Consider the following 15789-nt stretch of genomic DNA (forward strand, 5'->3'; position numbering starts at 1 on the left):
TTAATGCGAACGATTTGCAATTGACGCCGAGATAACTAAGAATGATTCGCATGAACACCAAACATCTCACGCTGCCCTCTGTCTTCATGATCTCCGCGCTCGCGCTGGTCTCCTGTGCTGATTCCGCCGCCGACGGGGACGCCTCCGAGGAGGAGCCCGCCGCCTCCGCCACCCCGACCTCCGAGAGCAGTGAGGGCGCCGACGGCGGTGGGGACGAGGCGACCTCCGACGCCGCGGCCGTGGAACCCACAGACCGCGAGACCCATGAGGCCGGCGGTCCCAGCCCCCGTCTGGCGGTCACCTACGACGGCGGAGTCGCCGTACTCGACGGGGCCACTCTGGAGGTGCTCAGCGAGGATGAGGCCGAGGGGTTCGTCCGGGTCAACCCTGCGGGGGATGGACGACACTTCTTCCTCACCGAAGGCGAGAGCTTCCGGCTGATCGATGGTGGTACCTGGGGCGAGCCGCATGGGGATCACGATCACTTCTACACCACCGATCCCTACGTCAGTGACCTCACCGTGGACGGTCCCGCTCCGGGCCACGTGGTCTCCCACGAGGGCATCGGCACGCTGTTCTTCGACGGCAACGGTGAGATCCACAGCTATGAGCTCTCCGAGCTTGCAGACCTCGACCTGGGATCCGAGGAGCAGCTCGAGACCGAGGTCGCCGAGACCGAGGAGGCGCACCACGGAGTCGCGGCAGTCTTCCCTGACGGTGGGCGCTTCGAGACGCTCGGCAACGAGGATGAACGCAACGGGGCCCGGGTGCTCGACGCCGACGGCGAAGAGGTCGCCCGCAGCGAGGAATGCCCCGGTGTGCACGGTGAAGCTGCAGGGCCCGAAGGCATGCTGGCCGTGGGATGTGAGGACGGTGTGCTGATCTTCGACGGCACCGAGTTCACCAAGATTCAGGCCGACGAGGAGTATGCCCGGATCGGCAACCTCTTCCCGGCAGAGGACTCCCCGATCTTCCTGGGCGACTACAACACCGACTCCGAGGGTGAGGAGCCGATGACCCAGGTCTCCCTGGTGGATGCCGCAAGCGGAGAGATCTCCACCGTGGACCTCGAGGCCGCGTATAACTTCCGCTCCCTGGCCCGCGGGCCCGAGGGGGAGGCGCTGGTGCTTGCTGAGGACGGTCAGCTGCACGTGATCGACCCGGAGACCGGCGAGCACACCGATCACCTGGAGATCATGGCGGAGTGGACCGAGCCCGAGGAGTGGCAGGAGCCGCGCCCGGCCATCCGGGTGGTCGACGACATCGCCTACATCACCGAGCCTGATGCGCAGACCCTGCACATGGTGGACCTCGGCTCCATGGAGATCATCAATTCCGCCGAGCTGGACTTCACCCCGAACGAGATCGCCGCCGTCGACGGCCGGGCAGCTGAAGGCGCGCAGGAGCACGAGGGCGAGCATGAAGAGGGTGACCACGATGACGATCACTCAGACCACGATCACTCAGACGAGGATCATGAGGATCACGATCACTGATCCGTGCCATGGGCAGTGAGCTGCGCTGAGCTCTCAGCGCGGAGAGCGTGAACGGCGACCCGCAGGGTCGTCCACGGGAAGGGTCGGAGGCACTGCGCCTCCGGCCCTTCTGCGTGCCGCCACCGCGGTCCACCAGGCGCCCCCGATGATCATCGCGCAGCCCACCAGCTGCCAGGCGCTGGGGATGTCTGCGAAGAGGATGGCGGCGAGCGCCACGGCGAACACCGCCGAGAGCAGCATCAGCGTGCTGGAGGCGGTCTCGGAGATCGCGGTCATGGCGATGTTGAAACACAGGTAGGTGAGCACCTGCCCCACGAAGGCCAGTGCGAGCATCGGAGCCCACTCCTGGAGTCCCTGGGGCACCTCGAGCCGACCCAGTCCGGCGGCGGTCAGCGCCGTCGTCACCCCGGCGGAGAGGCAGACCAGGCTCAGGATGGTGAACGGCGCAGACCGGTGCCGGCGCGGCGCGCGCGGCGCGGTGCGTCGGATGATCGCCAGATAGAGCGCATAACCGGTGCCGGCGGCGAGTCCGGCGAGCACGCCGGCCAGCTGCAGGTTCTCCAGGTCCAGCGCCCCGGCGGTCAGCGCGACTCCGGCGAGCATCAGCGGGGTGATCAGCGCCAGCTGACGCATCGGGCGCACGCCCTCCAGCGCCCAGGCGATCAGCGGCAGGATCACGACCTGAATGTTGATCAGCACCGTGGCGATGCCGGGTCCGATCATGGTGATCGAGGTGTTGTAGAAGCTGTAGTCCACACCCAGGGCGACGCCGGCGACCACGGCTCCGATCAGGGTGCGAGGCGGGACTCGGGCCGGCCCGGGCCTGCGCAGCAGCTCCCAGGCGGCCAGCGGCAGCAGCATCGGCACCGCGAGCAGGCAGCGCCAGGCAGCCACGCTGAGCGGTTCGCCGTCGATGGCGGAGATCATCGCCGCCGAGGCGGCCAGGGCCAGGGTGCCCAGCACCATCAGGACGACGCCGCGCGCTGGTGTCATCACCGGCACGCTCAGGACTTCACGAGGCGACGGATGGCCGCAGTGGCCTCCTTCAGCTTCGCCTCAGCCTCATCGCCGCCGACGGCGACCGCGTCTGCCACGCAGTGCCGCAGGTGGTCCTCCAGCAGTGCCATCGCCACATTCTCCAGGGCCGAGGTGGTCGCGCTGATCTGGGTGAGGATGTCGATGCAGTAGGTGTCCTCCTCCACCATCCGGTGGATCCCCCTGGTCTGCCCCTCGATCCGCCGCAGCCGCCCCAGGTATCGGTCCTTCTGCGTCATGTACCCGTGATGCTGCTCTTCGGTCGAGGTCGGTTCCGGCATGCCGGTCGAGTGCTCGAGCGCTGCGCTGTCCATGGGGTCCTCCTCAGATGGCCGAGGCCACCACTATATGAGCCGTGCTCCACAAATATACCCTTAGGGGGTATATTTGGGTGTATTCGTATGCTTTGCCGCACTGCTGAGGAGCCCATCATGACCGAGACTCGCCGTTACCGCGTCACCGGAATGTCCTGCGGCCACTGTGAGAGCGCGATCCGTTCGGAGGTGGAGCAGCTTCCCGGTGTCCTCGGGGTGGAGGTCAGTGCCCAGAGCGGTGAGCTGGCGATCACGCTCAGCGAGGACCCGGTGCTGCGCGACGATGCCGTGATCGCCGCGGTGGACGAGGCCGGCTACGACGCGCTGCGCCAGCCGTGAACGGCCCCCACCCGGCGCATATCGATCTCGAGATCGGTGGGATGACCTGCGCCGCCTGCGCCCAGCGGATCGAGCGCCGGCTGAACAAGCTCGACGGCGTCACGGCCACCGTGAACTACGCCACCGAGAAGGCCGCGGTGCAGGTCACGGATCATTCCGAGGCTGTCGTCGCCGAGCTCATCGCAGCAGTGGAGAAGACCGGGTACAGCGCACAGGAGCCGACGCCGCACACCGAGGAGCCATCCGCTGCGAGCCCGGCCGCCCGGGACCTGGCGGGGCTGCGTCGTCGTCTGCTGATCTCCGCCGTGCTCACCCTGCCGGTGGTGCTGCTGGCCATGATCCCCGCACTGCAGTTCCCCTGGTGGAACTGGGTCTCGCTGGCGCTGACCCTGCCGGTGGTGCTCTGGGCTGGCTGGCCCTTCCACCGCGCCGCGGCGCGCAACGCCCGCGCCGGCGCGGCTACCATGGACACGTTGATCTCGCTGGGCACGCTCGCTGCCCTGCTCTTCTCGCTCTACGCGATGCTCTTCGGCGCCGCCGGGGACCCGCGGCTGCGCCATGACTTCGTGTTCTTCGCCGAACCGCCCTGGGCCCCCGACGCCGGCCACGCGATGGGGGCCAGCAACATCTACTTCGAGGTGGCCGCCGCGGTCACCGTCTTCCTGCTGCTGGGCAGGTACTTCGAGAAGCGCTCGAAGTCCCAGGCGGGCCAGGCGCTGCGCTCGCTGCTGAACATGGGAGCCAAGGAGGTGGCGGTGCTGCGCGAGGGCGCCGAGGTGCTCATACCGGTCCGCGAGCTCGCCGTCGGGGACGAGTTCATCGTGCGCCCCGGGGAGAAGATCGCCACCGACGGCACCGTGGTCACCGGGGCCTCTGCGGTGGACATGTCCATGCTCACCGGGGAATCGGTGCCGGTGGAGGTCGCTGAGGGGGACAGCGTCACCGGCGCCACGGTGAACTCTTCCGGGCGGCTGATCGTCCGCGCCACACGGGTGGGGGCGGACACCCAGCTGGCCCAGATGGCTCGGCTCGTGGAGGAGGCGCAGTCGGGCAAGGCTGAGGTCCAACGCCTGGCGGACCGCGTCTCGGGGATCTTCGTACCCATCGTGCTGGCGATCGCGCTGGTCACCCTGCTGGTCTGGCTCATCCTGGGCCCCTCGGCGGAATCTGCGTTCACCGCCGCGGTGGCGGTGCTGATCATCGCCTGCCCCTGCGCGCTCGGGCTGGCCACCCCCACCGCGCTGCTGGTCGGCACCGGCCGCGGCGCGCAGCTGGGGATCCTGATCCGCGGCCCCGAGGTGCTCGAGGCATCCCGCGGGATCGACACCGTGGTCCTGGACAAGACCGGCACCGTGACCACCGGTGCGATGAAGCTGGCCGCGATGCATTCGGCGCGCGGCTGGTCGCTGCGCAACGCCGCCGGCGACGACGACGGCGGGGACGACGTCGAGCTGCTCCGTCTCGCCGGAGCCTTGGAGTCCGCCTCGGAGCACCCCATCGCGCGCGCCGTGACCAACGCGGCGCGCGAGACCCTCGGATCGGTCGCCGGGAAGCTGCCTGCTGTGAGCGACTTCAGCAACCACCAGGGCTACGGGGTCTCAGGGATCGTCTCTGGGCACACCGTGATGGTGGGTCGCCGCGATCTGCTGCGGCAGCAGGGGATCGAGGTCCCGGATGATCTGGCCGGGCTGCTCGCGCAGGCCGAGTCCCAGGGCTCCACCCCGGTGCTGGTCGCCGTGGACGGCGGGCTCGCCGGTGTGCTGATCGTCTCGGATGCGGTGAAGGAGACCTCGGCCGAGGCGATCGCGCGGCTTGGTGCCATGGGCCTTTCCACCGTGCTGCTGACCGGGGACAACTCCGGGGCTGCGCATCGGGTGGCCGCCGAGGTGGGCATCGAGGAGGTGATCGCCGAGGCGCTGCCGAAGGACAAGGTGGCGGCCATCCGCGCGCTGCAGCAGCAGGGCCGGACGGTGGCGATGGTCGGCGACGGGGTCAACGACGCGGCCGCGCTCGCCCAGGCGGACCTCGGGATCGCCATGGGCACCGGCACCGATGTGGCCATCAACGCCGCCGGGATCACCGTGATGCGCGGTGACCTGCGTGCGGTGGCGGACTCGCTGGCGCTCTCGCGCCGGACGCTGCGGGTGATCAGGTCCAACCTGTTCTGGGCCTTCGGCTACAACGTCGCGGCCATTCCGCTGGCCGCCTTGGGCCTGCTCAACCCGATGCTCGCCGGGGCGGCTATGGTCTTCTCCTCGCTCTCCGTGGTCGGCAACAGTCTGCGGCTGCGCGGCTTCAAGGGCGTCTGAGGAGCAGGTAAGGCCGGCGACGGCGGCCGGCCCCCAGGCCAGCTGTCTAAGATGAGCCCATGTTGAAGCCATTTCGCCAGGTAGACGTGTTCGGTGACGGAGCATTCATGGGCAACCCGGTCGCGGTGATCGCTGAGGCTGAGGGGCTCAGCGACGATGAGATGCGTGCCATCTCGCGCTGGACGAATCTCTCTGAGTGCACCTTTCTGCTGCCGCCGAGCACTCCGGAGGCGGACTATCGGGTCCGGATCTTCGCTCTGGACAAGGAGCTGCCCTTCGCCGGGCACCCCACCCTGGGCTCGGCCCGCGCCTGGCTGGACCTCGGGCACGAGCCGCGTTCGGCCGGCGTCGTCGTCCAGGAGTGTGGTGTCGGTCTGGTTCCGGTGCACCTCGGAGAGCAGGCGCTCTACTTCGGCGCACCCGGTCTGGTGCGTTCCGGGCCGATCCCTAAGGCGGCGCGGGAGATGCTCACCGAGGCGCTCGGCGTCACTGCCGAACAGGTGGTGGACGCGGCCTGGGTGGACAACGGTCCCGGCTGGGTCGCGGTCCTGCTGGACAGCGTTCAGACGGTGCTCGCTGTGACCCCGGACCTGACTCGGATCACCGATCCGGAATACCGTCACCTCGGCGTGGTGGCCCTGCAGCCAGAGGAAGCAGAGACCGATCTGGAGGTGCGCGCCTTCTTTCCGGACGACGCCGGGGCGCTGCGCGAGGATCCGGTGACCGGGAGCCTGAACGCGTCCGTGGCGCAGTGGCTGGAGTACTCGGGCAAGATGTCTCCGCCATACGTGGCCAGTCAGGGCACGGTGCTGCAGCGTCGCGGCCGGATCCACGTCGAGGGTGAGGGCGAGGCCCTGTGGGTCGGCGGCCGCGCCGAGGTCGTGGTCAGCGGGACCATCGACGTGGGGGAGCCGAGCGCATCGGTGTGACCGGTGCGCTGGCGGGGATCACCGTGCTGGCGGCGCTGGACTCGGGCCAGCTCGCGCAGGCTCGGGCCAGTTCGCGCAGGCTCGGGCCAGTTCGCGCAGGCTGGGGCCGAAAGGGTTGAGCGAATGACTGATTCAGGCAAGCCCGGCACGTCGCCCGCCGCGCCGCTCAGGGGGGTCTCATGGCCGTGGTGATCAGGCGGCCGCGTCCTGAGGATGCGGAGCGCATCGCGGCTGTGCACGTGGCCACCTGGAGAGAGACCTACATCAACCTGCTCCCGGAGGGGTTCTCCACCGAGGAGCACTCCCGCATGCGCCGCGAGACGTGGACGCGGATCCTCACCGAGCAGAAAGATGAGTGGAGCATCCGCGTCGCCGAGGTCGACGGCGAGATCATCGGCTTCGCGATGGCAGGCCCGGCGCAGGACGCGGCTGAGTCGCCTGACCTGCCTTCCCGCACTCTCTACACCCTCTATGTCCTCCGAAACCAACACGGGACCGGGGCGGGGCAGGCGTTGCTGGACTCGACCCTCGGGGCGGGTTCTGGCACTGGGTCGGACACGGACGTCGGCGCTGCGCCCGGCGCTGAGGTCGGCGCTGAGGTCGGCGCTGGGACCGGCAATGGGTCGGGCACTGAGGCTGGCGCTGGCGCTGGGGCTGGGGCTGAGGCTGAGGCTGGCGCAGCGCCGTTCGAGGGGGTTCGCGCTGAGCCGGTCAGTCTGTGGGTGGCCAGGCAGAATCCGCGAGCCATCGCCTTCTACCTCCGCAATGGGTTCCGGTTCGACGGGTCGGAGCAGCAGGATCCGGGTGCTCCCGCCATCACAGATGCCCGGATGGTGCGCCCTTAGCGGTCGCCCACCGAGTTCTCGGGCCGTGCCGCTAAGCGCGTCCAAATGAGATCAAATTGGCAGCAGCTAGACTCTTGAGCCTCATGCGATTAGAAGATATATTCGAATCATGCAAGTTGCACTCACTGATCCGAATGCAGAGCCTCTGCGGGAGTCGCAGCGGCAGCTGAATCGAGGTCAGGCGGAGCAGCTCAGACTGCTGGTGGACTACGTCGAGTCGTTCATGCGTGACACCGAGGTGATCGAGCCGGAGTTCATGAGCAGGGCGCGCGGTCGTGCAATCGCAGAATCGGCGGCCATCATGAATGCGGCCGAGGCGATGGGCGCCAGCGAGGGGCACGTCTACACCCAGTACCACCAGGCCTGCTTCGCCCGGCAGCATCTGCCACAGGTGTGGCGCTCCGTGCGTGCCGGGGATGTCCCCGTTCGCTCCCTGGTCCGAGTGGTCTCCGCGGCAGAGCGCCTGGTCTCGCCCACACACCGCGAACGGCTTGATGCGCAGGCCGCAGCCTACGCTCTGACACACCGTCCGGCGCGGCTGACGGCCTGGTTGAACCGCTTCGTGGCGCGGGCCGAACCGGCTCAGCATGAGCAGCGGTGTCGCCGCGGGCACGCAGAACGCCGGGTCTGGCTGGAGCATCTGGAGGATGGAGTCAGCATTCTGCACGCGATGCTGCCCACACTCACTGCCGAGGCGATCAAGAACCGCCTTGTCGATGTGGCCCGGAGCCCGAAGCAGGACGTGCCCTACGATCCCTGTGTGGAGCGGCCCGATGCGGGTCGGTCTGCCTCATCCCAAGGAGGCCCCGGCTCCTGTCATCCAGGGACCGTGCAGGGAGGATTTGACTGGCTCGGCCTGCCGAGCGAGGGGCCCGATGCTGGGCTGCATCATGGGTCGGCTCTCACGCGGGTCTCATCCGAAGAGAGTGTTGCTGCTTCGGGGGTCGGCGGTCGTCTCGAGCATGCCGGACCGCCGATGAGTCGAGAAGCCGGCGACCCCAGGAGTCAGGCCCAGCGGGAGGCGGATCTGCTCTCGAGCTGGCTGCTCACCGGAGAGACCGGCTCTGGTATTCCGATCAACGGCCACGTCGGCATCCTCATCGAGCCCGAGACCCTGCTGACAAGCTCCGGCGCCACGGGGGTCGCTCCAGGCGTCGGTATGCCTGCGTTGAGCCGCAATCGTCGCCACGCCTACCCGGTAGAGATGATCCGTCGGATCATCCTCAGCGACGAACACCGGATCACCTGGACCCCGGTCCCTTTCGAGGCCGCTTCGAGTGCTCCCGCAGATGCTGTCGCTGCTACTTCGGATGCTCCCGCGAACGCTGTCGCTGCGACCACAGGGGATCCGCCGGATGCTGCGTTTCAGTCCCAGCCTCCGCCGCTGCCCGAGCCCCCGACTCCACCGCTGCCCGAGCCCCTGGCACGGGTCTACGAAGGCCGGTTCGTTCCCAAGCTGCTTCGCCGGGCGATCGAGTTCCGCGATGGCACCTGCCAGGCACCAGGATGCATGGTCGCCGCCGAGCACTGCGACATCGATCATCAGATTCCCTGGCCGCACGGCGCGACCACGGCGTCCAACCTGTGGGCGCTGTGCCGCAAGCACCATCGACTCAAGACCGCCGGATTCTTAGACGTCCCCACGGACCGGCCACCCCCGGCGAGCCCGTAAGCTGGGCGCAGAACCAGTCCTGCACAGTCCTGCCGAGCGCAGCCCGCAGGATTCCCTTGCCCCACGCCCAGCCGGGCATCCCGCCTGGCATCCCGCCCGGCGCCCCGACGGGCAGCCCGACCAGTGCCCCCGGCGCGGGAGACCGCCGACACGAAGGATCCGATGACCGACGAATACCGGCTCTCCGCCTCAAGCCTCACCTCCGGGTACGAGGAGCGCCAGGTGCTTGAAGACCTGACCATCAGGATCCCGGACGGGTCGTTCACCGTCATCATGGGCCCGAACGCCTGCGGGAAGTCCACCCTGCTGCGCAGTCTCGCCCGACTGATCAAGCCCACCGGCGGGCAGGTCCTGCTCGATGGCGAATCCATCTTCAACATGCCGACCAAGGAACTCGCGCGCACGGTGGGGCTGCTGCCGCAGTCCGCGATCGCTCCGGACGGGATCACCGTCTTCGACCTGGTCTCGCGGGGACGCCATCCGCATCAGCACATGTTCAAGCGCTGGGGCCACGAGGATGAGGCAGCGGTCCGCTCCGCGCTGGAGAACACCGGGATGACCCAGCTTGCCAGCCGTGAGGTCGACGCCCTCTCCGGTGGCCAGCGCCAGCGCGCCTGGATCGCGATGGCTCTCGCGCAGGAGACTCCGCTGCTGCTGCTCGATGAGCCGACCACCTACCTGGACATCGCCCACCAGATAGAGATCCTTGAACTCTGCTCGCGGCTCCAGCGCGAAGGTCGCACCCTGGTCGCCGTGCTGCACGACATCAATCAGGTGCTGCGCTACGCCTCGCACATCGTCGCGATGAAGGACGGCCGCATCGCCGCCGAAGGAACCGCCGAGCAGGTCGGCACCGAGGAGACGATCCACAGCGTCTTCGGCGTGGACTCCCGCGTCATCGAGGACCCCGAGACCGGCAAACCGCTGATGATCCCCAAAGCGCCGGTGCACTGAGCCTTCCGCCATGGACCCCGCGCGTGTGAGACTGCAGCGCAGCGACACGAGAGACACCAGAACGCGAGACACCAGCACGCACGACAGATCCAGGAGGTCGCCATGGGGAACCTGATCTTCTTCATGCTGGTCTCCGCCGACGGCTATATCGCCGATGCGGCGGGCGACTTCCAGTGGGGTGAGCCCGATGAGGAGGTCATGGCCGCCATCAATGATCAGACTCGCAACATCGGCACCTACCTCTACGGGCGGAAGATCTATGAGCTGATGAGCGTCTGGGAGACGGACCCCTCCTTGGCCGAGGATTCTGCCGCCTCGGCGGAGTTCGCAGAGATCTGGACCGCCGCGGAGAAGATCGTGTACTCCACCACCCTCACCGAGGTCACCACGAGGCGCACCAGGATCGAGCGCGAGTTCGATCCGGCGCAGGTGCAGCGGCTCAAGGAGTCCAGCGCCAAGGACTTGACGATCGAGGGCCCCACGCTCGCGGCGCACGCGCTGCGCCACGGACTCGTGGACGAGATCCACATGCTCATCTGCCCCGTGGTGATCGGAGGCGGCCTCCGCATGCTCCCGGAGTTCAGGATCGCGATGACGCTGCGTGATGTGCACCGATTCAGCAACGGCATGGTGCAGCTGAGCTACACCGTCCCCTGATCGGGGCGGCAGGCGTGGCGAGCCCCTACCGGCTCAGCCGCGACCAGAGTTCCGCGTCGAAGGACTCCGGCGCCAGGGCTGACATGTGACGGACCGCGTTGTCCAGCTTCAACCGCCAGGCGCGCACCGCGGCCTCAGCGTCTCCGGCAAGCACCGCGGTGAGGATCCGCCGGTCGTCACTGACGATGCGCTCCACGGCGGGGCTGTAGTCCAAGCCCAGCACCGCGATGAACATCCGCACCCGCAGCGTCAGTGCGTGGAACCCCCGGGCTGACTGGCTCAAGCCCGAGGCCTCCGCCAGCTCCTGCTGGAACTGCAGGTCCGCCAGCCCGACGTCGGACCGGGTGCCCTGGGTGGCGGCCGCCTCCACAGCGCCCAGCGCCAGTCTCACCGGCAGCATCCGATGGCGTGGCTGCACGGCACAGGCGCGCAGCAGAACCATGCCGAGGTGCAGCCGCGCAGCATAGAGATCGACGACGTCGGCACCGGTCACCGCCGGCACCCTGAAGCTGCCCTGACTGGAGTCCAGCAGTCCGTCGTCGACCAGTCGACTCATCGCTGAGCGCACCGCCCCGGGGCTGAGCCCCAGCCGATCAGCGAGCACCCGGGGAGAGAGCCGGTCGCCCGCGCGGAAGCCTGAATTGGTGATCTCACGGCGCAGCGCGATCGCGATCTGCTCGGTCACCGAAAGCTCCACCTGCGAGAACCAACGGTTCCGCGGCGAGCGTTCCATGTCCGCGGCAAGCCCGAGGCTGTCCTGATCTGAGTCAGAAATGGAGCCGCTTTGTCGGAGGCTTCGCTGCCAGGAGCTGCCGTGCAGCCCCCTGCCGGCGCGGCGCGCAAGCAGGTCCAGAAGATCACCGGGGATCGCCTCGACGGTTGGGGCGCAGCGGTCGAGCAGGCGCGCAGTCCGGTCAAGGAACGCCTCCCAGTCCCGGTCCCTGGCGTCCCAGACGGCACACAGCCGGTCAGAGGCCGGGGGCATCACCTCGGCAGACGGAGCTTCGCCGGCGTCCCGAACCCGCCACCTCGAAGCCTCGGAGGCATGCAGCGAGGCCATCAGGGCAGTGGCTCGCCGATCGGCGACAGTCCTCTGCATAGTCGCGATGACTGCGCCACGGCCTCCCGAGGAGACAAGGGGCGCCGGAGTGAACCGCAGGATGATCTGCGGGAAGCGCACCTGCATCTCCAGCAGCACCAGCTCCCGTGCGGGCCCCGCCCCGGTGCCGATGTCCGGGCTGCTCTGCACCGCGCCGCTCCCCACGGTGCTGCTCTGCACCGCGCCGCCTCCGGCCCGTCGTAGCCGCCGGCCGGCGCGACTGACCAGCGTCTGACTCAATCCGGTGAGCTCGGCGACGCGTCGCGTGGAGAAGTCGGGCGTGCTCACTCGCGCCCCGGCAGTGGCCAGGACGGCGGCGACGATGTCGTCCGCGGTGTCCTGAATGCGCGGGCGGCCCCGACCTGCGGTCTCCATACACGCCAGTATCGCCTATTTATGACTCAAACGATGCCGCGCCTGCCCGTGCCGCGGTGCGCCTCACATGTGGTTCGCCACACACTGGAAGTCAGCAGTCCGAGCGCCCCGCCAGCTGAACCAGTACCTGCGCGTGAAATACCGCCGTGTGAAATGAGGCCCCGATGTCCAGTCTGAACACCGCCGAGCTCACCGACCTCTCCGAGGCCGCGGTCGCAAAGGTCACCCAGTGGCTGAAGCGCGGGTCCCACGCCCCGGCCGCGGGACATGCCTCCAAGCCCAGCAAGAACCATTCCGCGGCAGAGAAGTCTGCGCAGCGGCTCTCCGCGGTGCTCTCCCACCCCAATGGGCTGGACTTCACCGTGGGCTTCGTGGACCGGGTGATCCGCACCGAAGACACCAGGGCGGCGGCCTCCGCGCTGTCTGAGCTGGGCGGTCTGGCCCCGGACACGCTCTCTTCGCTGGACCGGGCGCAGATCCGTGCCGGCAGCGTGCTGGCCAAGACGCTGCCCGACGTCGTCGTCCCCGCCGCCCGGGCGCGGATGCGCTCGATGGTCGGCCATATGGTGGTCGACGCCCGGGACAAGCCCTTCGGCAAGGCCGTCGCTTCGATCAAGCAGGACGGGCACCGGCTGAACATCAACCTGCTCGGTGAGGCGGTGCTCGGCGAGGCCGAGGCGGACAAGCACCTGCAGGACACCGTGGACCTGCTGCGCCGCGAGGACGTCGACTACGTCTCGATCAAGGTCTCCTCCATCGCCTCGCAGATCTCCATGTGGGGCTTCGAAGAGACCGTGGACTACGTGGTCGCCCGGCTGATCCCGATGTACCAGGAGGCCGCCAAGGCGCCCGCCGGCTCCAAGTTCATCAACCTGGACATGGAGGAGTACCGCGACCTCAACCTGACCATCGCGGTGTTCAAGACCCTGCTCTCCCGCCCGGAGCTGAAGCACTACGAGGGCGGCATCGTGCTCCAGGCCTACCTCCCGGACGCGCTCGCCGCGACCCAGGAGCTGGCGGAGTTCGCCAACGCCCGCGTGGCCGCCGGAGGCGCGGGGATCAAGATCCGCCTGGTCAAGGGCGCGAACCTGGCGGTGGAGAAGGTCCACGGCGAGATCGCCGGCTGGCCGCAGGTGACCTGTGAGTCCAAGGAGGCCACCGACGCGAACTATAAGCTGGTCCTGCACTGGCTGCTCACCGAGGAGAACATGGCCGGAGTGAGGATCGGCGTGGCCGGGCACAACCTCTTCGACATCGCCTTCGCGCACCTGCTGGGGAACCAGCGCGGAGTCACCGGGCAGATGGAATTCGAGATGCTCCAGGGCATGGCCACCGAACAGGCCGAGGCGGTCAGCGCCGACGTCGGCCAGCTGCTGCTCTACGTGCCCGCCGTGCGCCCCGCCGAGTTCGACGTGGCCATCTCCTACCTGGTGCGCCGGCTCGAGGAGAACGCCGCCACCGAGAACTTCATGTCCGGCATCTTCGAGCTGGGCGTGGACGAATCCGGACGTGGCAGCGAGGTCTTCGAGCGCGAGGCCCAACGCTTCCGCCACTCACTGGCGCTGCTGGAGGAGATCCTCGCCAAGCACGGTCACACCGCACCCAGCCCGCAGCACACCCAGGACCGGAGTCGTGAAGAGCTGGCGAACGACGACGACGTCGCCCTCCTGCCTCCCTTCGTGAACGAGCCCGACACCGATCCTGCCCTGCCGGCGAACCAGCGCTGGGCCGCAGACGCGATCGCGCGCGCCTCGCAGCCAGGCTGGCTCGAGGCGCAGTCGCTGCCAGAGAAGATCAGCGGGGACCGGATCGACGAGCTGGTCGCCCAGGCCCGCGCTGCCGCTGAGCCGTGGGCGGCGCGCCCCGCCGTCGAACGCGCTCGGATCCTCTACCGGGCGGCCGACATCCTCGCCGCGCGACGCGGTCACCTGGTCTCCATCGCCGCCGCCGAGGTGGGCAAATCGGTGGCGCAGACAGACCCGGAGATCTCCGAGGCGATCGACTTCGCCCGCTACTACGCGCACAGCGCGCTGCAGATCGAGCAGGTGGAGCAGGCCCGATTCGTCCCGGACCGCCTGGTGCTGATCACCCCGCCGTGGAACTTCCCGCTGGCCATCCCTGCCGGCGGCACCTTCGCGGCGCTCGCCGCAGGTGCCGCGGTGATCCACAAGCCCTCGAACCACACCCCGCACTGCTCCATGGCGATCCTGGATGCGCTCTGGGAGGCCGGGGTTCCCCGCGATGTGCTGTACGGGGTCTACCCCTTCGAAGGAGCGGACGGCAAACGCCTGGTCTCCCACGACGGGGTCGACCGGGTGATCCTCACCGGCGCCTCCGAGACCGCGGCGATGTTCCGCTCCTGGAAGCCTGATCTGGCCATCAATGCCGAGACCTCGGGCAAGAACGCCCTGGTGGTCACCCCCTCGGCGGACCGGGACCTGGCGGTGGCCGATCTGGTCACCTCGGCCTTCGGTCACGCCGGGCAGAAATGCTCCGCCGCCTCCCTGGGCATCCTGGTCGGCAGCGTCTACGAATCCGAGCGGTTCCGGCGCCAGCTGGTGGACGCCGCCGCCTCGATGGTCGTGGACTGGCCCAGCAGCCTCGCCGCCACCGTCGGCCCGCTCACCGAGGCGCCCAGCGAGAAGCTGCAGCGGGCATTGACGACGCTCGAGCCCGGGGAGTCCTGGCTTCTGGAGCCCAGGCAGCTCGATGACACCGGACTGCTGTGGTCTCCGGGGATCAAGGACGGCGTGAAGCCAGGCTCCTTCTTCCACCTCACCGAGGTCTTCGGTCCGGTGCTGGGGCTCATGGAGGCCTCGGACCTCGAGGAGGCGATCTCGCTGCAGAACCAGGTCGATTTCGGGCTGACCGGCGGAATCCACTCCCTGGAGCCGGCAGAGGTCAGCGCCTGGCTGGATCAGGTCCAGGTGGGCAACGCCTACGTCAACCGGGGGATCACCGGGGCCATCGTCCAGCGGCAGTCCTTCGGCGGCTGGAAGCAGTCCTCCGTGGGGCTGGGCTCCAAGGCCGGCGGCCCCAACTACGTCATGCTCTTCGGGCGCTGGGAAGATGACACTGTGGGCGCCGATGCTGCTGTTGCAGGCGCAGCCGGGGTCACGCTCGAGGAGACCGTGGGCCGGCTCATGGACTCGGCAGTCAGCTCCGGAATCGTCTCCGGGGCGGACCGAGCCTGGCTGGCCGCCGCCGCTGCCGATGATCAGCGCTGGTGGGAGGCCGAGTTCGGTCGTCCCACCGACCGCACCGGGCTCAGCAGCGAGGCCAACATCTTCCGCTACCTCGGCGAGGACGTGCTGATGCGCGTCGGGGTCGACGCCACCGCGGTTCAGGTGCTGCGTGCGCTGATAGCCGCCCAGCGAGCCGGGGCCGATGTGCGCATCTCCGCCTATCCCAAGCTCCCGAGCGCGACCGCCAAGGCGCTCCAGCTGGGCCGCAAGATGCTGAAGCTGACCGCGGTCCAGGAGACCACAAGCCAGTTCGCCTCGGCGCTGGCCGGCGGCAGACACGATCGAGGCGTCGGAGTCCGGGTGCGCATGCTCGGCACCGTGGATGCCGAGCTGCGGACTCGGCTGGCGGAGCGCCCCGAGGTGGCGCTGCTCGCCGATGAGATCACCGCCTCGGGTCGCGTGGAGCTGCGCTACTGGCTCAAGGAGCAGGCGGTCTCCATGACGCTGCACCGCTTCGGCAACCCTGCCCGGGACTTCCACCGGCTGGCCCAGGAGCTCAAGGCGGACTGAGGCTGGACGG

The 15789-nt window shown here is 68.7% G+C and carries 12 protein-coding genes; 9 read left to right on the top strand and 3 right to left on the bottom strand.

Translation table 11 applies throughout. The features are described from left to right. Positions 1-50 precede the first annotated feature (50 nt). The gene (locus tag HNR11_RS06330; protein ID WP_218849662.1) at positions 51-1496 is read left to right on the top strand and encodes a hypothetical protein; all 1446 of its coding nucleotides are present in this window, start codon (positions 51-53) and stop codon (positions 1494-1496) included. A 33-nt stretch (positions 1497-1529) separates the two neighbouring features. On the opposite strand, the gene HNR11_RS06335 is transcribed toward HNR11_RS06330, so the two are convergent. Together HNR11_RS06335 and HNR11_RS06340 are read right to left on the bottom strand one after the other, a co-directional pair. Continuing rightward, complete coding sequence (locus HNR11_RS06335; protein ID WP_179441596.1) at positions 1530-2489, bottom strand: DMT family transporter; 960 nt, start codon at positions 2487-2489, stop codon at positions 1530-1532. Positions 2490-2500: 11 nt separating this feature from the next. Then, positions 2501-2812 (bottom strand): metal-sensitive transcriptional regulator, encoded by a 312-nt coding sequence (locus HNR11_RS06340; RefSeq protein WP_179442888.1) that lies wholly within the window; start codon positions 2810-2812, stop codon positions 2501-2503. Between the two features lie 150 nt (positions 2813-2962). On the opposite strand from HNR11_RS06340, the gene HNR11_RS06345 reads away from it, so the two are divergent. The 7 genes from HNR11_RS06345 (at position 2963) to HNR11_RS06375 (ending at position 10550) form a co-directional block, all read left to right on the top strand. Then, on the top strand, positions 2963-3184 hold the full coding sequence (locus HNR11_RS06345; protein ID WP_179441597.1) for a heavy-metal-associated domain-containing protein: 222 nt from the start codon (positions 2963-2965) through the stop codon (positions 3182-3184). 41 nt (positions 3185-3225) lie between these two features. Continuing rightward, positions 3226-5493, top strand: coding sequence for a heavy metal translocating P-type ATPase (locus tag HNR11_RS06350; protein WP_179442889.1), 2268 nt, complete (start codon positions 3226-3228; stop codon positions 5491-5493). A 59-nt stretch (positions 5494-5552) separates the two neighbouring features. After that, positions 5553-6422: a PhzF family phenazine biosynthesis protein gene (locus HNR11_RS06355; RefSeq protein ID WP_179441598.1), complete on the top strand. Its 870-nt coding sequence runs from the start codon at positions 5553-5555 to the stop codon at positions 6420-6422. A 179-nt stretch (positions 6423-6601) separates the two neighbouring features. Next, on the top strand, positions 6602-7267 hold the full coding sequence (locus HNR11_RS06360; RefSeq protein WP_246310336.1) for a GNAT family N-acetyltransferase: 666 nt from the start codon (positions 6602-6604) through the stop codon (positions 7265-7267). A 109-nt stretch (positions 7268-7376) separates the two neighbouring features. Beyond that, a complete protein-coding gene (locus HNR11_RS06365) occupies positions 7377-8939 on the top strand; it encodes an HNH endonuclease signature motif containing protein (RefSeq protein WP_179441599.1) in 1563 nt (520 codons plus the stop codon). 162 nt (positions 8940-9101) lie between these two features. Then, on the top strand, positions 9102-9893 hold the full coding sequence (locus HNR11_RS06370; protein ID WP_179441600.1) for an ABC transporter ATP-binding protein: 792 nt from the start codon (positions 9102-9104) through the stop codon (positions 9891-9893). 102 nt (positions 9894-9995) lie between these two features. Beyond that, entirely contained in the window at positions 9996-10550 is a 555-nt protein-coding gene (locus HNR11_RS06375) for a dihydrofolate reductase family protein (RefSeq protein WP_179441601.1), read from the top strand. Between the two features lie 25 nt (positions 10551-10575). On the opposite strand, the gene HNR11_RS06380 is transcribed toward HNR11_RS06375, so the two are convergent. Next, positions 10576-12024 (bottom strand): GntR family transcriptional regulator, encoded by a 1449-nt coding sequence (locus tag HNR11_RS06380; RefSeq protein WP_179441602.1) that lies wholly within the window; start codon positions 12022-12024, stop codon positions 10576-10578. Between the two features lie 164 nt (positions 12025-12188). Here HNR11_RS06380 and HNR11_RS06385 point away from each other — a divergent pair, with 164 nt between their 5' ends. Beyond that, positions 12189-15779 carry a proline dehydrogenase family protein gene (locus HNR11_RS06385; RefSeq protein ID WP_179441603.1) on the top strand — a complete coding sequence of 1197 codons (3591 nt, stop codon included), beginning with the start codon at positions 12189-12191 and terminating at the stop codon, positions 15777-15779. Positions 15780-15789: the final 10 nt, after the last annotated feature.

The sequence above is a fragment of the Nesterenkonia sandarakina genome, assembly GCF_013410215.1.
GTDB classification, from domain to species: domain Bacteria; phylum Actinomycetota; class Actinomycetes; order Actinomycetales; family Micrococcaceae; genus Nesterenkonia; species Nesterenkonia sandarakina.